General features: G+C 68.4%; 12 protein-coding genes and 3 rRNA genes. 14 read left to right on the forward strand and 1 reads right to left on the reverse strand.

The genetic code is table 11. The annotated features are described in order from the left end of the window. Positions 1-38 precede the first annotated feature (38 nt). From ETU37_RS08810 to ETU37_RS08850, 9 genes are all read left to right on the forward strand, one after another. Positions 39-1940 carry a M4 family metallopeptidase gene (locus ETU37_RS08810; protein WP_129986844.1) on the forward strand — a complete coding sequence of 634 codons (1902 nt, stop codon included), beginning with the start codon at positions 39-41 and terminating at the stop codon, positions 1938-1940. A 123-nt stretch (positions 1941-2063) separates the two neighbouring features. Next, complete coding sequence (locus tag ETU37_RS08815; protein WP_129986845.1) at positions 2064-3620, forward strand: OFA family MFS transporter; 1557 nt, start codon at positions 2064-2066, stop codon at positions 3618-3620. Between the two features lie 30 nt (positions 3621-3650). Continuing rightward, positions 3651-4994 carry a serine hydrolase domain-containing protein gene (locus ETU37_RS08820; RefSeq protein ID WP_206053805.1) on the forward strand — a complete coding sequence of 448 codons (1344 nt, stop codon included), beginning with the start codon at positions 3651-3653 and terminating at the stop codon, positions 4992-4994. A 78-nt stretch (positions 4995-5072) separates the two neighbouring features. Next, positions 5073-6344, forward strand: coding sequence for a tyrosine--tRNA ligase (tyrS, locus tag ETU37_RS08825; RefSeq protein ID WP_129986846.1), 1272 nt, complete (start codon positions 5073-5075; stop codon positions 6342-6344). Positions 6345-6947: 603 nt separating this feature from the next. Continuing rightward, positions 6948-8466: ribosomal RNA gene (locus ETU37_RS08830) — 16S ribosomal RNA — on the forward strand. 355 nt (positions 8467-8821) lie between these two features. Continuing rightward, positions 8822-11924, forward strand: a 23S ribosomal RNA gene (locus ETU37_RS08835). A 102-nt stretch (positions 11925-12026) separates the two neighbouring features. Continuing rightward, a 5S ribosomal RNA gene (rrf, locus tag ETU37_RS08840) occupies positions 12027-12143 on the forward strand. The 16S, 23S and 5S rRNA genes sit together here, the layout of an rRNA operon. A gap of 146 nt (positions 12144-12289) precedes the next feature. After that, the gene (locus tag ETU37_RS08845) at positions 12290-13225 is read left to right on the forward strand and encodes a tetratricopeptide repeat protein (RefSeq protein WP_129986847.1); all 936 of its coding nucleotides are present in this window, start codon (positions 12290-12292) and stop codon (positions 13223-13225) included. Positions 13226-13334: 109 nt separating this feature from the next. Beyond that, positions 13335-13694: a single-stranded DNA-binding protein gene (locus ETU37_RS08850; protein WP_129986848.1), complete on the forward strand. Its 360-nt coding sequence runs from the start codon at positions 13335-13337 to the stop codon at positions 13692-13694. 23 nt (positions 13695-13717) lie between these two features. Here the strand turns inward: ETU37_RS08850 and ETU37_RS08855 are convergent, their stop codons facing one another. Next, positions 13718-14953, reverse strand: a complete 1236-nt coding sequence (locus ETU37_RS08855; protein ID WP_129986849.1) for a DUF1015 family protein — start codon at positions 14951-14953, stop codon at positions 13718-13720. Positions 14954-14982: 29 nt separating this feature from the next. On the opposite strand from ETU37_RS08855, the gene ETU37_RS08860 reads away from it, so the two are divergent. The 5 genes from ETU37_RS08860 to recN are packed head-to-tail and all read left to right on the forward strand — an operon-like array spanning position 14983 to position 19789. Next, a complete protein-coding gene (locus tag ETU37_RS08860) occupies positions 14983-15996 on the forward strand; it encodes an HAD-IIA family hydrolase (RefSeq protein WP_240755629.1) in 1014 nt (337 codons plus the stop codon). After that, positions 15993-16217: a hypothetical protein gene (locus ETU37_RS08865; protein WP_129986850.1), complete on the forward strand. Its 225-nt coding sequence runs from the start codon at positions 15993-15995 to the stop codon at positions 16215-16217. The genes ETU37_RS08860 and ETU37_RS08865 overlap by 4 nt, the downstream gene beginning before the upstream one ends. Before the next feature lie 16 nt (positions 16218-16233). Then, positions 16234-17073: a TlyA family RNA methyltransferase gene (locus ETU37_RS08870; RefSeq protein WP_129986851.1), complete on the forward strand. Its 840-nt coding sequence runs from the start codon at positions 16234-16236 to the stop codon at positions 17071-17073. Next, the gene (locus tag ETU37_RS08875) at positions 17070-18035 is read left to right on the forward strand and encodes an NAD kinase (RefSeq protein WP_206053807.1); all 966 of its coding nucleotides are present in this window, start codon (positions 17070-17072) and stop codon (positions 18033-18035) included. The genes ETU37_RS08870 and ETU37_RS08875 overlap by 4 nt, the downstream gene beginning before the upstream one ends. After that, on the forward strand, positions 18032-19789 hold the full coding sequence (gene recN, locus ETU37_RS08880) for a DNA repair protein RecN (protein WP_129986852.1): 1758 nt from the start codon (positions 18032-18034) through the stop codon (positions 19787-19789). The genes ETU37_RS08875 and recN overlap by 4 nt, the downstream gene beginning before the upstream one ends. The last annotated feature ends 7 nt before the right edge of the window (positions 19790-19796 follow it).

The raw sequence follows: 19796 nt of genomic DNA on the forward strand, positions 1-19796 counted from the left end.
CTCGGCGGCGCGATCTCGGAACCCTGGAGGGGACACCCATGCGGTATCGCTCTGTCACGGCGATCTCTGCGTCCCTGCTGCTGGGTGCGTCGTCGCTCGTCCTCGCGACGTCGTCGAACGCCCAGCCGCAGGACGCCTCACGCCCGGCCGCCACCACGGCCGGCTCGTTCGCCCTCAGTGGCGCGGACGCGGCGGCCTACCGGCTGCCCGGCGACGTCACGAAGGTCTGGTCCACCACGCTCCCCGGCGGGCTGACCCAGACCCGCTACCAGCAGTACGTCGGGAACGCGTCCGTCCTCGGCGGCCAGGTCACGGTCATCCGTGACGCCTCCGGCACCGCCAGCGCCGTGATCGGCGCGCACTTCCCCGGCCTCGACGCGTCCAACGCCAAGAGCCTGAACCGTGCCGATGCCCGCGAGGTCGTCCAGGAGCGCGTCGGCGCCCGCGGCGACTGGACCAGCGTGCTGCGCATCGACCCGCGCACCGGCAAGCAGTTCTTCGAGGTCGACGCCATCCGCGACGCGACCCGCCCGGTCCGCTGGGTCAACGCCGCCAACGGCGAGATCCTCAACGCCTACAACGCCATCGCCGAAGGCACGGGCAAGGGCGTCAAGGGCGACACCAAGACGATCGACACCACCCAGAACGGCGCCGCCTACGAGCTGAAGAGCGCCGACGGACGGCAGGTCACCTACGACGTCGGCAACACCACGACGACGGCCAGCCTGATGACCGACCCCGACGACACCTGGGACACCAACAACACCAAGATGACGTCGCCGAGCCAGGCGCCCGGGGTCGACGCGCACTACTACGCGAACGTCGTCGACGACTTCTACAGCGACACGTTCGGCCGCAACAGCATCGACGGCAACGGCATGGTCATCAAGAGTTTCGTGCACTACGACCGCAACTACTGCAACGCCTTCTGGAACGGCGCCTACATGACGTACGGCGACGGGGACGGCCGCAGCTGCCTGCCGCTGTCCGGCGGCCTCGACGTCGACGGACACGAGCTGACCCACGGCGTCACCGAGTTCACGTCGGGCCTCATCTACGAGAACGAGTCCGGCGCGCTCAACGAGGCGTTCAGCGACATGATGGGCAACACCATCGAGTACTACGCCGAGTCGAAGGGCCTCGACCCGGCCGCGCAGCCCGACTTCCGGATCGGCGAGGACGTCATCAACCCGGGCACGGCCGGCGCTGGCTTCCGCAACATGGGCGACCCGGGCGAGTTCGGCGACCCGGCGCACTACAGCCTCCGCTACACCGGCACGGCCGACAACGGCGGCGTGCACACCAACAGCGGCATCGCCAACCACGCCTACTACCTGGCCGTCAACGGCGGGCAGAACGCCGGCTGCACCGCGCCGTACCAGACCTACACCGGCCCGGACTGCGCGATCACCGTCCCGGCCGTCGGCCTGGCCCGCGCGACGCAGATCTTCTACACCGGCTTCACGTCGCTCACCGAGTACGCCAACTTCTGCGACGCCCGCAACGCCACGGTGGTGGCGACCGCCAACGGCAAGGAGCGCTCGGCCATCGGCGCGGCCTGGGACGCCGTCGGCGTGAAGAACGGCTGCGCCCCGGGCACGCCGCCCCCGCCGCCGTGCACCGACGTCACGACGTCGTCCGTGCCGTTCGGCTCGCCGCACCCCTACGGCAACAACGGTGACTGCGACTACACCTTCACCAACCCCGCCGGTGGCGGGTACAAGCTGCACTTCTCCGTGCTCGACCTGGAGAAGGACTACGACTACCTGTACCTGAAGGACGCCAACGGCACGCTGCTGGCGACCTACACCGGGGCGGCCAAGGGGACGCGCGGGGTCGACACACCGTGCATCAGCACCCCGACGGCCGTGCTGAACCTGGTGACCGACGCGGGCGTCACCGCCCAGGGCTTCACCGTCGACGCGGTCAAACCGTGCTGACCTGACCGTTCACCGCACCAACACGACCACCCGCCGTCACCTCGTGACGGCGGGTGGTTTGCCGTTCAACCGGATGGGCACGAGTGAGGGCGGTCACACTGTCTCGGTCATCGGGGGGTTCCCATGGCATCCACGCTCGCCGTCCTCGACCGCAGCCGCACGATCGCGCCGCCGGGCTACAACCGCTGGCTGATCCCTCCGGCCGCGCTCGCGATCCACCTCTGCATCGGCCAGGCCTACGCCACGAGCGTCTACAAGAACTCCCTCGTCGCGCACTTCGACACCAGCCTCACCGCGATCGGCATCGTCTTCTCGATCGCGATCGTGATGCTCGGGCTGTCCGCCGCCGTCTTCGGCACCTGGGTCGACACCGGCGGCCCGCGTCGCGCCATGGTCGCGTCGGCGCTGTGCTGGTCGGTCGGCTTCCTCGTCGGCGCGGCCGGTATCGCCACCGGGCAGCTGTGGCTGCTCTACCTCGGGTACGGCGTGATCGGCGGCATCGGCCTGGGCATCGGGTACATCTCGCCGGTCTCCACGCTGATCAAGTGGTTCCCCGACCGTCCCGGGCTCGCGACCGGCCTCGCCATCATGGGCTTCGGCGGCGGTGCGCTGGTCGCCTCCCCGATCTCGAGCCGGCTGCTCGCCTTCTACGACCCGTCGTTCGACGCCACCGACACGACCTCGGTCGCCCACGGCTCTGCGGTCGCCGCCATGTTCGTCACCCTCGGCCTCGCCTACCTCGTCGTGATGCTGTTCGGCGCCTGGCTGATCAAGGTGCCCGCCGACGACTGGACGCCCGAGGGCTTCGACCCCTCGTCGGTGAAGTCCCAGCGCCTCGTCACGACCGCGAGCGTGTCCGCCGCCAACGCGATCAAGACGCCGCAGTTCTGGCTGCTCTGGACCGTGCTGTTCTGCAACGTGACCGCGGGCATCGGCATCCTCGAGCAGGCCGCGCCCATGATCCAGGACTTCTTCCGCTCCGACGGCGGCTCGTCGGTCGACCCCGCCGCGGCGGCCGGCTTCGTCGGCCTGCTCTCGATCTGCAACATGGGCGGCCGCTTCCTCTGGTCGTCGACGTCGGACGTCGTCGGCCGCAAGCCGATCTACCTCGGCTACCTCGGCGTCGGCATGGTGCTCTACGCCGCGCTCGCCCTGACCGGCAGCTCGGCCACGGTGCTCTTCGTGCTGCTCGCGGGCGTGATCATCTCCTTCTACGGCGGCGGCTTCGCCACCGTCCCGGCGTACCTCCGCGACCTGTTCGGCACCTTCCAGGTCGGCGCGATCCACGGCCGGCTGCTCACAGCCTGGGCGGCCGCCGGCGTCGCCGGACCCCTGATCATCAACGGCTTCCTCGACGCCCAGGGAACGCCCGGCGAGCTCACCGCCGAGGCCTACCGGCCCGCGCTGCTCACGATGGTCGGCGTGCTCGCGGTCGGCTTCGTCGCCAACCTCCTGGTCCGGCCGGTCGCCGAGCGGTTCCACGAGGCGGGCTCCGACGAGCCCACCGGCCGGGCGTCCTCCGCCGGCGGGGGAGGGGGAGGCGTCGCCACCGACACCCGCACCGCCACGCGGACCAAGGTGCACCCGGCGCTGCTCGTCGTGGCGTGGCTGGTCGTCGGCGTACCGCTCGCGTACGGCGTCTACCAGACCCTGGCCAAGACGGTGAGTCTGTTCGGCTGAGCCGCGAGCAGCGTGGGTAGGGTCACCGACGTGCCCGCCCTCCTGGAGACCACGACCCAACGGCTGCACCGCATCGCGCTCGACAAGCAGGTGAAGGGCCGGGTCCCCGGTCTGTTCGCCGGCGTCCTGCGCGCCGGGGGCTTCGTCTGGCAGGAGGGCATCGGCTCCGCCGACGTGACCGTCCCGCAGGTGCGGCCGACGGCCGACGACCAGTTCCTGGTCGCCTCCAACACCAAGACGTTCACGGCCGTGCTGGTCATGCAGCTGCGCGACGAGGGCAAGCTGTCCCTCGACGACACCCTCGACCAGCACCTTCCGGAGGTGGCGCACGGCGGCGTCACGGTCCGGCAGGCCCTCGCGCACGTGACCGGTCTGCAGCGCGAACCGGTCGGCGACGTCTGGGAGACCCTGGTCAACCCCGACCGTGAGCAGCTGCTGGCGGGGTTCAACGACGCCGAGCGCGTGCACCGGCCGCACCAGTACTTCCACTACTCCAACCTGGTCTTCTCCGTCCTCGGGGAGCTGGTCGCGCGGATCGACGGGCGCAGCTGGTGGGAGTCGCTGCGCGCCCGCATCCTCGACCCGCTGGAGATGCGTCGTACGACGGTCGGCCCGTCGGGCAGCGCGGTCACCGGCTACTACGTGCCGCCGCACACCGACGTCCCGGTCGTCGAGCCCGTCCTCGACCTCAAGGCGCTCGCGCCCTGCGGCGGCCTCGCCAGCACTGCCGACGACATGGCGCGTTGGTCGTCGTTCGTCGCCTCGCCCGTCGAGGAGGTCCTGGCCGCCGACACGCTCGCGGAGATGTGCGAGCCCCAGATCGTCATCGACCGCGAGCGGTGGGCCGGCGCGTTCGGCCTCGGCTTCATGCTCATCCGCTCCGGCCGGCGCACCTGGGTCGGCCACACCGGCGGCATGCCCGGCCACATCACCGGGCTGTTCACCCACCGCGAGAGCGGCACCGGCGGCCTGGTCCTGATGAACACCACGTCCGCGCCCGACCCGGCCGCGTTCGCGATCGAGCTCGCCGACCACGTCGTCGAGCACGACCCGGTGCTGCCCGAGCCCTGGCGTCCCGGACCGCCCGTGCCCGAGGACCTCGCCGGCCTCACCGGCGTCTGGTACTCCGAGGGCGTCCCGTTCGTGTTCTCGGTCAAGCAGGGTCGCCTCGAGGCGCGCGCCCAGGCGCTGCCCGAGCACAAGCCGTCGTCGGTGTTCGAGAAGGTCGACACGGACGTCTACCGCACCGTGGCGGGCCGCGAGCACGGCGAGCTGCTCCGCGTGACGAGGGCCGCCGACGGCACGGTGACGAAGATGAACTGGGCGACGTACCTCGTCACCCGCGAGCCTTTCGCGTTCGGCCAGTGGCTGTGAGCACCGCGGGGGAGCAGGGCGCGTCCACGCCCGCAAACCGGTTGCCCTCCAGGCCCTGAGGTAAGGCAGGCTGGACGCATGAGCATCGACCCAGGCCTTCTCGACGACCTCGAGTGGCGCGGACTCCTCGCCCACTCGACGGACCCCGACGCGCTGCGCGCGGCGTTGACCGAAGGCCCGGTCCGCTACTACGTCGGCTTCGACCCGACCGCGCCCAGCCTGCACATGGGCAACCTCGTCCAGATCCTCACCGCCCGGCGGCTCCAGCAGGCCGGCCACGTCCCCTACGCCCTGGTCGGCGGGGCCACCGGCATGATCGGCGACCCGAAGGAGTCCGGCGAGCGCACGCTCAACTCCCTCGACATCGTCAAGGACTGGGTCGAGCGCGTGCGCTCGCAGATCGAGCCGTTCCTCGACTTCGACGGCCCCAACGCAGCCACGATGGTCAACAACTACGACTGGACCGCCAGCCTGTCGGTCATCGACTTCCTGCGCGACGTCGGCAAGCACTTCCCGGTCAACCGGATGCTCGCCCGTGACGTGGTGAGTCGCCGTCTCGACAGCGGCATCTCCTACACGGAGTTCAGCTACGTCCTGCTGCAGTCGATGGACTTCCTGAACCTCTACCGCGACCACGGGGTCACGCTCCAGTTCGGCGGTAGTGACCAGTGGGGCAACATCACCGCCGGCGTGGAGCTGGTGCGGCGGGCCGACGGGGGCAAGGCGCACGCGTTCGCCACACCCCTGGTCACCAAGTCCGACGGCACCAAGTACGGCAAGACCGAGGGCGGCGCCCTGTGGCTCGACCCGGCGATGATGTCGCCGTACGCCTTCCACCAGTTCTGGCTCAACGTCGAGGACGAGAAGGTCGGCGAGCTGTTGCGGATCTTCACGTTCCTTAGCCGGGCGGAGATCGAGGACCTCGAGGCGCAGACCGCGGAGAAGCCGTTCCTGCGCGCGGGGCAGAAGGCGCTCGCGGACGCCGTCACCACGCTGGTGCACGGCGAGCAGGAGACCGAGCAGGCCAAGGCCGCCGCGGCCGCGCTGTTCGGGGGCGGCGAGCTGCGCGACCTGTCACCGGCGACGTTGGCCGCCGCCCTGCAGGAGGCGGGCGCGACCGAAGTGGCGCGCGGGGACGGGTTGCCGACGGTCGTCGACCTGCTGGTGCAGTCCGGCCTCTGCAAGTCCAAGGGCGAGGCGCGCCGCACCGTGGGGGAGGGCGGCGCCTACGTCAACAACGCGCGCGTCACCGATCCCGACGCCTCGCCGGGGGAGGCCGACCTGGTCGGCGACGGGTGGCTGGTCGTGCGCCGCGGGAAGAAGAACATCGCCGGGGTCCGGGTCGTCTGACCCGGGCCCCGCGCCCGTTCCTGGCCGCCGATCCGCGTCCACCGGACGCCCCGCATCGCCAAAACCGCCCCTGACCTGCGGAAACGTCGATGTGACCGCGGACACCCACCCCCCGATTTGCATGCCGCGTGAACGTCTGGCTAATGTTCTCTTCGTCGCCAGGGAGCGGCGGGAGGCAAGGCCGAGAGGCCGGGCCACCGGCCCCAGGCGGAACCCCATCCCACACACCTCAACCGAGGTGGCCCGGGTGCGCGCAGAAGCGGCCCCGGATCGACTCGGTGGCTGTGGCGCGGACGGGGGCCGGAGGAGCGAAACCCGATTTGACGGGCCGAGCAAGACCCGGTAAGTTTTACCAGGTTGCCCCCCAGCGAAGCCGAGAGGCTGGACTGCGGTGCGCGCTTGATCCTTGAGAACTCAACAGTGTGCCAAAAGTCGACGAATTAATTTGTAACGCCAGTCGACAGGTTGCGAGGAGCTTCGGCTTCTCGGTATCTGACGACTAGTTTGATTCCTTTAGGTAAGACGCCCTCTTCGGAGGGCTCTCTTGCCGGGATTACTCCAAAAGAGTCGATGAACCCCACCTCGGTGGGACATCAAAAGATTTCAACGGAGAGTTTGATCCTGGCTCAGGACGAACGCTGGCGGCGTGCTTAACACATGCAAGTCGAGCGGTAAGGCTCCTTCGGGAGTACACGAGCGGCGAACGGGTGAGTAACACGTGAGCAATCTGCCCTTCACACAGGGATAACTCCGGGAAACCGAAGCTAATACCTGATACGACCACTTCAGGCATCTGATGGTGGTGGAAAGTTCCGGCGGTGAAGGATGAGCTCGCGGCCTATCAGCTTGTTGGTGGGGTAACGGCCCACCAAGGCAACGACGGGTAGCCGGCCTGAGAGGGTGACCGGCCACACTGGGACTGAGACACGGCCCAGACTCCTACGGGAGGCAGCAGTGGGGAATATTGGACAATGGGCGAAAGCCTGATCCAGCAACGCCGCGTGAGGGATGACGGCCTTCGGGTTGTAAACCTCTTTCAGCAGGGACGAAGCGCAAGTGACGGTACCTGCAGAAGAAGCACCGGCCAACTACGTGCCAGCAGCCGCGGTAATACGTAGGGTGCGAGCGTTGTCCGGAATTATTGGGCGTAAAGGGCTCGTAGGCGGTCTGTCGCGTCGGGAGTGAAAACTCAGGGCTTAACCCTGAGCCTGCTTCCGATACGGGCAGACTAGAGGTATGCAGGGGAGAACGGAATTCCTGGTGTAGCGGTGAAATGCGCAGATATCAGGAGGAACACCGGTGGCGAAGGCGGTTCTCTGGGCATTACCTGACGCTGAGGAGCGAAAGTGTGGGGAGCGAACAGGATTAGATACCCTGGTAGTCCACACCGTAAACGTTGGGCGCTAGGTGTGGGACTCATTCCACGAGTTCCGTGCCGCAGCTAACGCATTAAGCGCCCCGCCTGGGGAGTACGGCCGCAAGGCTAAAACTCAAAGGAATTGACGGGGGCCCGCACAAGCGGCGGAGCATGCGGATTAATTCGATGCAACGCGAAGAACCTTACCTGGGTTTGACATATAGAGAAATCCCCTAGAGATAGGGGGTCCGTAAGGGCTCTATACAGGTGGTGCATGGCTGTCGTCAGCTCGTGTCGTGAGATGTTGGGTTAAGTCCCGCAACGAGCGCAACCCTCGTCTTATGTTGCCAGCACGTAATGGTGGGGACTCATAAGAGACTGCCGGGGTCAACTCGGAGGAAGGTGGGGATGACGTCAAGTCATCATGCCCCTTATGTCCAGGGCTTCACGCATGCTACAATGGCCGGTACAAAGGGCTGCGAAACCGCAAGGTGGAGCGAATCCCAAAAAGCCGGTCTCAGTTCGGATTGGGGTCTGCAACTCGACCCCATGAAGTCGGAGTCGCTAGTAATCGCAGATCAGCAACGCTGCGGTGAATACGTTCCCGGGCCTTGTACACACCGCCCGTCACGTCACGAAAGTCGGCAACACCCGAAGCCGGTGGCCCAACCCTTGTGGAGGGAGTCGTCGAAGGTGGGGCTGGCGATTGGGACGAAGTCGTAACAAGGTAGCCGTACCGGAAGGTGCGGCTGGATCACCTCCTTTCTAAGGAGCATTTGGCGCACCGGCATCGCCGGCGCGTCCAGCTGTCTGTTGCGAAGGCATCCGTCCTTCGGCAGACGACGCTCACTAGTGGAACGTCGATTATTTGGTCCTCTCGCAAGCGAGAGCTCGTCAGTACTTCCGACTCGTCGGAGTGGAACCTCGAGCAGGAGCGCGCAAGAGAATCAGGCACACTGTTGGGTCCTGAGGGATCGGGCGACCGATCACTCAGTGGGCCATCACCCCTGCGAACTCCCCGCACCAGGACGGACTCGTCCGACGCGGGCAAGCGCAGACCAGCTGGTGGCACCGCCCGTATCTTGAGAACTACACAGTGGACGCGAGCATCTTTGTAGCAAGACAAGCTACTAAGGGCACATGGTGGATGCCTTGGCACCAAGAGCCGATGAAGGACGTAGGAGCCTGCGATAAGCCCCGGGAAGTTGGCAACCGAGCTGTGATCCGGGGATTTCCGAATGGGGAAACCCAGCTGGAGTCATGTCCAGTTACCTCTGCCTGAACACATAGGGCAGTTGGAGGGAACGTGGGGAAGTGAAACATCTCAGTACCCACAGGAAGAGAAAACAACAGTGATTCCGAGAGTAGTGGCGAGCGAAATCGGAAGAGGCCAAACTCAGTCAGTGTGATAGCCGGCAGGCGTTGCTGTCTGAGGGTTGTGGGGCCGTCACGTCGTTGCTGCCGCGACGACACAGAGTAAGAAACCATCGATGAAGTTGAAGAGGATTGGAAAATCCCGGCGTAGAGGGTGATACCCCCGTACACGTAAGTCGATGGCTCTGAGACGTCACCCCAAGTAACACGGAACCCCTGAAATTCCGTGTGAATCTGGCGGGACCACCCGTTAAGCCTAAATACTCCTTGGTGACCGATAGCGGACAAGTACCGTGAGGGAAAGGTGAAAAGTACCCCTGGCGGGGAGTGAAATAGTACCTGAAACCATGTGCCTACAATCCGTCGGAGCGAGACTTCGGTCTTGTGACGGCGTGCCTTTTGAAGAATGAGCCTGCGAGTTTGCGTTGTGTGGCAAGGTTAACCCGTGTGGGGAAGCCGTAGCGAAAGCGAGTCCGAATAGGGCGTCTGAGTCGCACGATCAAGACCCGAAGCGGAGTGATCTATCCATGGGCAGGTTGAAGCGCGGGTAAGACCGCGTGGAGGACCGAACCCACCAGGGTTGAAAACCTGGGGGATGACCTGTGGATAGGGGTGAAAGGCCAATCAAACTCCGTGATAGCTGGTTCTCCCCGAAATGCATTTAGGTGCAGCGTCGCGTGTTTCTTACCGGAGGTAGAGCACTGGATGGTCTAGGGGGCCTACAAGCTTACCGAAATCAGCCAAACTCCGAATGCCGGTAAGTGAGAGCGCGGCAGTGAGACTGCGGGGGATAAGCTCCGTAGTCGAGAGGGAAACAGCCCAGACCATCAGCTAAGGTCCCTAAGCGATAACTAAGTGGAAAAGGATGTGGAGTCGCACAGACAACCAGGAGGTTGGCTTAGAAGCAGCCACCCTTGAAAGAGTGCGTAATAGCTCACTGGTCAAGTGATTCCGCGCCGACAATGTAGCGGGGCTCAAGTTATCCACCGAAGCTATGGCATTCACGCGTAAGCCAGGCCCTTGTGGTCCAGGTGCGTGGATGGGTAGGGGAGCGTCGTATCGCGAGCGAAGCGGCGGAGTGATCCAGTCGTGGACGCGATACGAGTGAGAATGCAGGCATGAGTAGCGAATGACAAGTGAGAAACTTGTCCGCCGAATGATCAAGGGTTCCAGGGTCAAGCTAATCTGCCCTGGGTAAGTCGGGACCTAAGGCGAGGCCGACAGGCGTAGTCGATGGACAACGGGTTGATATTCCCGTACCGGCAAAATAGCGCCCATGGCGAACCCAGTGATGCTAAGTGCCCAAAGCCATCTAGATCCCTTCGGGGACGTGATGGTGGAGCGCATGACCCGAACTGGTAGTAGCCAAGCGATGGGGTGACGCAGGAAGGTAGTCGAACCGTGGCGATGGTTGCCCACGGCTAAGGATGTAGGACGAGACGTAGGCAAATCCGCGTCTCACATGTCTGAGATCTGATGGGGAGTCCTTAAGGACGAAGTCGATAATCCTATGCTGTCGAGAAAAACCTCTAGCGAGCTATGCGCCGCCCGTACCCCAAACCGACTCAGGTGATCAGGTAGAGAATACCAAGGCGATCGAGTGAACCATGGTTAAGGAACTCGGCAAAATGCCCCCGTAACTTCGGGAGAAGGGGGGCCGGATACGTCATGGGACTTGCTCCCGGAAGCGTTGATGGCCGCAGAGACCAGGCCCAAGCGACTGTTTACTAAAAACACAGGTCCGTGCGAAGTTGAAAGACGATGTATACGGACTGACTCCTGCCCGGTGCTGGAAGGTTAAGGGGACGTGTTAGTTCTTCGGAGCGAAGCACAGAACTTAAGCCCCAGTAAACGGCGGTGGTAACTATAACCATCCTAAGGTAGCGAAATTCCTTGTCGGGTAAGTTCCGACCTGCACGAATGGAGTAACGACTTGGGCGCTGTCTCAACCGTGGACTCGGCGAAATTGCACTACGAGTAAAGATGCTCGTTACGCGCGGCAGGACGGAAAGACCCCGGGACCTTTACTACAATTTGGTATTGGTGTTTGGTTCGGCTTGTGTAGGATAGGTGGGAGGCTTTGAAGCACGGACGCCAGTTCGTGTGGAGCCAACGTTGAAATACCACTCTGGTCGTACTAGATATCTAACCTAGGTCCGTTATCCGGATCAGGGACAGTGCCTGATGGGTAGTTTAACTGGGGCGGTTGCCTCCTAAAATGTAACGGAGGCGCCCAAAGGTTCCCTCAGCCTGGTTGGCAATCAGGTTTCGAGTGTAAGTGCACAAGGGAGCTTGACTGTGAGACAGACATGTCGAGCAGGGACGAAAGTCGGGACTAGTGATCTGGCGCTGGCATGTGGAAGCGGCGTCACTCAACGGATAAAAGGTACCCCGGGGATAACAGGCTGATCTTCCCCAAGAGTCCATATCGACGGGATGGTTTGGCACCTCGATGTCGGCTCGTCGCATCCTGGGGCTGGAGTAGGTCCCAAGGGTTGGGCTGTTCGCCCATTAAAGCGGCACGCGAGCTGGGTTTAGAACGTCGTGAGACAGTTCGGTCCCTATCCGCCGCGCGCGCAGGAAACTTGAGAAAGGCTGTCCCTAGTACGAGAGGACCGGGATGGACGAACCTCTGGTGTGCCAGTTGTTCTGCCAAGAGCACGGCTGGTTAGCTACGTTCGGAAGTGATAACCGCTGAAAGCATCTAAGCGGGAAGCACGTTTCAAGATGAGGTTTCCCACCGGGTTAACCGGGTAAGGCCCCCAGTAGACGACTGGGTTGATAGGCCGGAGGTCGAAGGTAGTGATACACGGAGCCGACCGGTACTAATAGGCCGAGGGCTTGTCCCTCAAAGATGTTGCGCGTCCACTGTGTGGTTCCCGAGTTACGGTCGGGAACCGACTTCAAAAGTCTGAATGACTGATGAGTTGGTTGATCTAACTCCATAGAGTTTCGGCGGCCATAGCGATAGGGAAACACCCGGCTCCATTCCGAACCCGGAAGTTAAGCCTTTCAGCGCCGATGGTACTGCAACCGGGAGGTTGTGGGAGAGTAGGACGTCGCCGGACAACTTTTCCGAAAGGGCCACCTGTCTCAGGTGGCCCTTTCGATGTTTTGGCGTGCACCCGGACCCCGGTGTGCACCCGCGGTTGCCGCCGAGGATGATGGCAGCGCAACCGATGTTCGACAGTCCGCAGCTCGCGAAGGAGCAGTCGTGGCCGAGAGGCGTTCCCAGGGTCCCCGTGGAGAGGGCCGCCCCAGCGGCGGCCGGTCGGGCGACCGACGCGGGGGCCAGGGCGGGAGCACCGGCCGGCAGCAGGCCTCGTCGGGGCGCGGGCAGGGCGGCTCCGGCCGTGGCCAGGGCCCCCGCCGCGGTGACGGCGGAACCCAGCGCGGCCCGCGTCGTGACGACCGGGCACCGCGCCGCGGCGATGCCGCAACCACGCCGGCGGAGCGATCGGCGGAGCAGGCTCGGTACGACGGTCCTCCGCTCGACCCCGAGATCACCGGCCGGGAGCTGGACCGCTCGGTCAGCGCCCAGCTGAAGGGGCTGCCGGAGAAGCTCGCCGCCCGGGTCGCGCGGCACCTCGTGGCCGCCGGGCAGCTCATCGACACCGACCCCAGGACCGCCTACCAGCACACCCTGGCCGCCCGGGCGCGGGCCGCCCGCATCGCGGTGGTGCGCGAGGCGTGCGGGGAGGCGGCGTACCACGCCGGCGAGTACGCCGAGGCGCTCTCCGAGCTGCGCGCGGCGAAGCGGATGAACGGCAACAACGACTACCTCCCGGTGATCGCCGACTGCGAGCGTGCGCTCGGGCGTCCCGAGAAGGCGCTCGACCTCGCCCGCAACCCCGCGGTGGTGAACCTGGAGGACCCGCTCAAGGCGGAGATGACCATCGTCGAGGCGGGCGCGCGCCGGGACCTCGGCCAGATCGACGCCGCACTGCGCACGCTCGAGGCGGCGCCGCTGCGGACGCGCTCGCGCGCGGACTGGGTCGTGCGGCTGCGGTACACCTACGCCGACACCCTCGCCGCCGCCGGCCGCACCGAGGAGGCCGTCGAGTGGTTCCACCGGACGGTGGGCATCGACGGCAACGAGATCACCGACGCCGCCGAGCGCGCGGCGGAGCTCGAGTCGTCCGAGGGCTGAGCCGGATGCCGTCCCCAGGGCCGGTCGACGGGGCGTCGTCCCCAGGCCGCCCTCGTTGCCGGGACGGTCGGGGGCGGTCGCAGCGAGGCTCGTCTCGGAGGTGGTGCTCATGCCCACGAGGACGAGTGACGAGGACACGACCGTCGTGTCCACCAACGAGGTGCGCCTGGCCGGACGGGTGACGTCCGCGCCGGAGGAGCGCGCGCTGCCCAGCGGGGACGTGATCGTCACGTTCCGGCTGTCGATGGCGCGGGAGCCGTCACCGATGACCAAGGGGTCGCGGCAGACGAGCGACTGGGTCGACTGCGTGGCCTTCGGTGCCCGTGCACGCCGGTCCGTCGCGGCGTGGGCGGTCGGTGACCGGGTCACGGTCGAGGGCGCCCTGCGGCGGCGCTTCTACCGCTCCGGCGACGGGGCGGCGACGCGGGTCGAGGTGGAGGTGCTGCGGGCGGGACGCGCTCGTGCGTGAGACGTGGCCCTGGCCGGAGACGTTCAGGCGTCGCGCAGGTCGCGCATCACGACGCCCATCCGCGGCTTCGGACCGAACGACGTCGACTTGCGCGGCATCCGGACGCCGAGCGCCGCGCTGGCGCGGACCTCCGCGACCGTCGGCGGGCGCACCGCGACGACGAGGCCTGGAGCGCGGTTGGTCGCGTGCAGGGCCTGGTCGAGGCTGTGGTGGTAGCCCACCTGCTCCTCGGCGATGTGCCAGGCCGGCAGCAGGGTCTCGTGCAGGACCGCGGCGTCGATCGCGTGCGTCCGCGGGACCGTGAGCACGCCCCAGCTCTGTCCGTCGCTGACCACGAACGACGCGTGGTCGGGGTCGGCACCGCCGACGGCGGCGAACGCGGCTTCGCGGTCCCGAGAGGCCGTGAGCCGGTCTCCACGGTCGTCGGCCAGGTCCTGCAGGTCCGAGAGGGTCAGCGCCGCGACCGAGCGGTGGATGGGCCCGACCCGGAGCGCCCCGTGCTCCTCGTCGACGAGCATCGCCAGCCCGTGGTCCCACGGCGAGGCGTCCGGAGGGCTGCCGGCGTCGCGGAGCTCCTCCTGCAGCCGCAGGTACGCCGCGTACCGGTGATGCCCGTCGGCGATCAGGGCCTGGGTCGCGGCGAGCTCGTCGGCGATGGCGTCGTGCAGCTGCGGGTCGGTGAGCGGCCAGAGCTTGTGCGCGCTGCCGTCGAGCGCCACGACGTCGGCCGCGGGACGGTCGGCGCCGGCCTCGTCGAGCAGCTCGCGGAGACGGTCGGTGCCGCGGTGGGTGAGCAGGATCGGCTCGAGGTTCGTGCGGGTGGTGCGCATCAGTACGGCCCGGTCGTCCACCGGGCCGGGCATGACGTCCTCGTGGGGGAGGATCACGTGCTCGTCCATGGTGCGCAGCCCGACCAGCCCGATGAGGCCGCGGACCGTGACGTCCTCGGCGGTGTACTCGTACAGGTACAGCGCCGGCTCGTCGTCGGCGCGCAGGTAGGACTTGTCGCGCCACTTCTCGAGCCGCTCACGGACGGCGACGTACGGCTTCTCGAAGCGCCGTGACAGGATCAGCCGGACGATGTTGCGTCGGTTGGCGTTCTCCAGCGCGCGCACCGTGTCCGCGTCGAGCACGTCGTACGGCGGGGAGATGACCGTCGAGAGGTCGCCGACCGTCGACGGGTCGAACCGGAGACCGCGGAACGGCGCGAGCGTGAACGAGCGCCCGCCGGACCGGTGCGGTGCGAGATCCTGGGCCACCGGGGCATCGTACGGAAAGGGGAGCGGTCGTGCTGAAGGCCTGCGCCGACGCGCTGTGGGACGCCTACGACCTGGCGATGCTCGACCTCGACGGCGTCGTCTACGTCGGTCGTGACGCGGTCCCGGGGGCGGCCGACCACTTGGCGCGGGCGCGGGCGGCCGGGATGCGGCTGGCGTTCGTCACCAACAACGCCGCGCGCCCGCCCGCGGTGGTGGCCGAGCACCTCACCGAGCTCGGCATCGAGGCGGAACCCGGTGACGTCGTGACCAGCGCGCAGGCCGCCGCGCGGCTGCTGGCCTCGATGCTGGAGGCTGGCTCGCGGGTGTTCGTGATCGGCGGGGACGGCCTGTTCGAGGCCCTCGAGGAGCAGGGCCTGGTGCCCACGCAGAAGTTCGACGACGATCCGGCGGCCGTGGTGAGCGGCTACCACCGCAAGCTCGCCTGGGGCACCGTCAGCGACGGCGCCATCCTGGTCGGCCGCGGGCTGCCCTGGGTAGCGTCCAACACCGACCGGAGCGTGCCGACGCCGCGGGGCACGGGTCCGGGCAACGGGATGCTGGTCGAGGTGGTGAGCCGGTTCACCGGGGTCACGCCGACGGTGGCGGGCAAGCCGATGGCGCCACTGTTCGAGGAGACCGTGCTGCGTGTGAGCGGCCGGCGCCCGCTCGTCGTCGGCGACCGGCTCGACACCGACATCGAGGGAGCGACGAACACCGGCCACGACAGCCTGCTGGTGCTGACCGGCGTGACCGGGCTGGCCGAGCTGGTCGCGGCCGCGCCGGACCTGCGACCGACGTACCTCGCCTCCGACCTGGCCGGCCTCGGCGTGCCGCACCCGGAGGTGGAGCAGAGCGAGGGCGACGCCGCCCGCTGCGGCGGCTGGACCGCCCTGGTCGACCGCGGTCGCCTCGTCGTGACCGGTGGCGGCGCCGGCGATGACTGGTGGCGCGCGGCGGCGGTGGCGGCCTGGCAGCACCTCGACACGTCCGGGACCCCCTGTGCCGTCGACGGGGTGTCGGCGCCGAGTACCGTTTCCCCGTGACCGAGGACGCCTTCACCACCCCTGAGACCGAGCCCGTCGACAGGGCGCCCGACGAGGCCGTGGAGTCCACCGGGCACCCGCAGGTGGACGCCGTGCTCGCGTCCCTCGCCGGCCTGGACGACACCCCGGTCGAGGAGCACGTCGCCGTGTTCGAGAGCGCGCACGACACCCTGCGCGGCGCCCTGGCCAACGCCGGCGACGCCCCGCCGCCGCAGGCCTGATCCGGACCGCACGCCCGTGCCGCCACGCCGCCTGCGCCTCGACGCCGAGCTGGTACGTCGGGGGCTGGCGCGATCGCGCGAGCACGCCTCGGAGCTGATCGCGGACAAGCGGGTCAAGGTCGCCGGTGTGGTCGCCACGAAGCCGGCGACGGGCGTGACCACCGACGTGGCGCTGGTGGTTCTGGATCGGGACGACGGGCCGGACTACGTCTCCCGGGGCGGGCACAAGCTCGCCGGAGCCCTCGACGCCTTCGCCCCGCTCGGGCTGTCGGTGGAGGGCCGCCGGTGCCTCGACGCCGGTGCCTCGACGGGCGGCTTCACCGACGTGCTGCTGCGTCGCGGCGCCGCGGAGGTGGTGGCGGTCGACGTCGGGCACGGGCAGCTCGCGTGGTCGCTCCAGCAGGACGACCGCGTCGCGGTCCACGACCGCACCAACATCCGCGACCTCACCCTGGACCTGATCGGTGACCCGGTGGACGTGGTGGTGGGCGACCTGTCCTTCATCTCGCTCCGGCTGGTCCTCGACGCGCTGCTCGGCGTGACGGACCCCGACGGCGATCTCGCGCTGATGGTCAAGCCCCAGTTCGAGGTGGGCAAGGACAAGGTCGGCAAGGGTGGCGTCGTCCGCGACGTCGGGCTGCGCGCCGCGGCGGTGGTGAGCGTGCTCGACGCGGCCGCCGAGCGGGGCTGGGGCGCCCGGGCGGTGACCACCAGCCCGCTGCCGGGCCCTTCGGGCAACGTGGAGTTCTTCCTCTGGCTGCGCCGCGGCCCGGGCACCGTCGCCGCGGCGGCTGTGGACGACGAGGTACGCCGTACCGCAACCCTGGGGGAGCGCTCTGACAAGGTAGGACCGTGACTCCGACCCAGGCCGACCCGCGCGGCTCCCGCCGCGTGCTGGTCGTGGCGCACACCGGGCGGGAGGAGGCCCGCAAGGTCGCCTCCCGCGTCTGCCGCGCGCTCGCCCAGCACGGCCTGGCCGTGCGGCTGCTGGCCGACGAGGCCGCGGAGCTCACGCTCGACCTGCCCGACCTCGACGTCGTCCATCCCGGGCCGGCCGCCTCGGCCGGGTGCGAGATCGTCGTGGTGGTCGGCGGCGACGGCACGATCCTGCGCGCCGCGGAGCTGACCCGCGAGACCGGCACGCCGCTGCTCGGGGTCAACCTGGGCCACGTCGGGTTCCTCGCCGAGGCCGAGCACGACGACGTGGAGTTCACGATCGACGCGGTCGTCGCGCAGCAGTACACCTCCGAGGAGCGGCTGACCCTCGAGGTGCGCGTCTACCGCGACGGCGAGCTGGTCGCCGAGACCTGGGCGCTCAACGAGGCGAGCGTCGAGAAGGCCGCCCGCGAGCGCATGCTCGAGGTCGTCGTCGAGGTCGACGGCCGGCCGCTGTCCCGCTGGGGCTGCGACGGCGTCGTGTGCGCGACGCCGACCGGGTCGACGGCCTACAACTTCTCCGCCGGCGGACCGATCGTCTGGCCCGACGTCGAGGCGCTGCTGCTGGTGCCGATCAGCGCCCACGCGCTGTTCGCGCGGCCGCTGGTGGCCGCGCCGTCGTCGGTGCTGGCCGTCGAGGTCCAGGAGCGCACCGACGGCGTCGGCGTGCTGTGGTGCGACGGCCGCCGCACGGTCGACCTGCCGCCGGGGGCGCGGGTGGAGGTACGCCGCGGCCGCACCCCGGTCCGGCTGGTCCGGCTGCACCAGGCACCGTTCACCGACCGGCTGGTCGCGAAGTTCGACCTGCCCGTCACCGGCTGGCGGGGGGCCGCGGAGCGGCGTCGCCGCAGCAACGGCGTACTCCCGGAGGACACCGCATGATCGAGGAGATCCGCATCGCCTCCCTCGGCGTGATCGAGGAGAGCGCGCTCGAGCTCGGCCCGGGCTTCACCGCGATCACCGGCGAGACCGGTGCCGGCAAGACGATGGTCGTGACCGCGCTCGGCCTGCTGCTCGGCGGCCGCGCCGACTCCGGCGCCGTCCGCACCGGCGCCAAGACCGCCCGGGTCGAGGGCCTGGTCCGCCTGACCGAGGGCTCCGAGCGCTGGTCCGAGCCGCTCTCCGCCCGGGTCGACGAGCTCGGCGGCGAGGTGGAGGACGACGCCCTGGTCGTGGCCCGCCAGATCTCGGCCGAGGGCCGGTCCCGGGCCTTCGCCGGCGGCGCCAGCGTGCCGGTCAGCGCTCTGTCCGGCCTGATCGACCCGCTCGTCGCGGTGCACGGCCAGTCCGACCAGCACCGGCTGCTCCAGCCGGCCGCCCAACGTGACGCGCTCGACCGGTTCGCGGGCGCCCGGGCCGCCAAGGCGCGGGCCGGCTACTCCGCCACCTACCAGCGGCTCCGGGCGACCGAGGCCGAGCTCGCCGAGGTCGTGCAGACCGCCCGCGAGCGGGCCCGCGAGGCCGACCTGCTGCGGTTCGGGCTCGGGGAAGTGGAGCAGGTCGCGCCCGAGTCCGGCGAGGACCGCGCGCTCGCCGCCGAGGAGGCCAGGCTCGGCTTCGCCGACACGCTGCGCACCGCGGCCGAGCAGGCCCGCGAGTGCCTGTCATCGGAGTCCACGGCCGGCGAGGCTGGAGCCGACGCGCTCGGCGCCGTCTCCGCCGCCCGCAAGCTGCTCGACGGCGTCCGCGACCATGACGCCGAGGCCGCGTCGCTGGCCGACCGGCTGGCCGAGGTCAGCTACCTGCTCTCCGACGTCGCCGCCGACGTGTCCTCCTACGCCACCTCCCTCGAGACCGACCCGGTCCGTCTGGCCGCGGTCTCCGAGCGGCGGGCCGCGCTGACCGCGCTCACCCGCAAGTACGGCGAGACCATCGACGAGGTCCTCGCCTGGGCCGAGCAGGGCAGCCGGCGGCTGCTCGAGCTCGACGGCACCGACGAGCGCATCGAGGAGCTGCGCGCGCAGGTCGCTTCGCTGCGGACCACCCTGGCCGAGCAGGGCGCCGCCCTCACCGCCCTGCGCGACAAGGCGGCGGCGAAGCTCGGACGCGTCGTGTCCGACGAGCTCACCGCACTGGCGATGCCGCACGCGGTCGTCACCGTCGCGGTGACCCAGCACGACGACCCCGACGGTCTCGCGGTGGGGGAGCGCACCCTGCGGTTCGGCCCGTCGGGCCTCGACGACGTCGAGCTGCTGCTGGCCGCCAACCGGGGCGCCGAGCCGCGCCCGCTCGGCAAGGGCGCCTCCGGCGGTGAGCTCAGCCGGGTCATGCTCGCCGTCGAGGTCGCACTCGCGGCGACGCACCCGGTGCCCACGTTCGTGTTCGACGAGGTCGACGCCGGCGTCGGCGGCAAGGCGGCGGTCGAGGTCGGCCGCCGGCTGGCGCTGCTCGCCCGCCACGCTCAGGTCCTGGTGGTCACGCACCTGCCGCAGGTCGCCGCGTTCGCCGACCAGCACGTCGTCGTGGTCAAGAGCCACGACGGCACCGTGACGACCTCCGGGCTGACCACGCTCGACGACGGCGGCCGGGTCAAGGAGCTCTCCCGCATGCTCGCCGGGCTGGAGGACTCCGAGACCGCCCTGGCCCACGCCGAGGAGCTGCTCGCCACCGCCCAGGAGGCGCGCAGCGCGGGCTGACCCGGGA

Origin of the sequence: Nocardioides iriomotensis, assembly GCF_004168035.1 — a bacterium.
Classification (GTDB): domain Bacteria; phylum Actinomycetota; class Actinomycetes; order Propionibacteriales; family Nocardioidaceae; genus Nocardioides_B; species Nocardioides_B iriomotensis.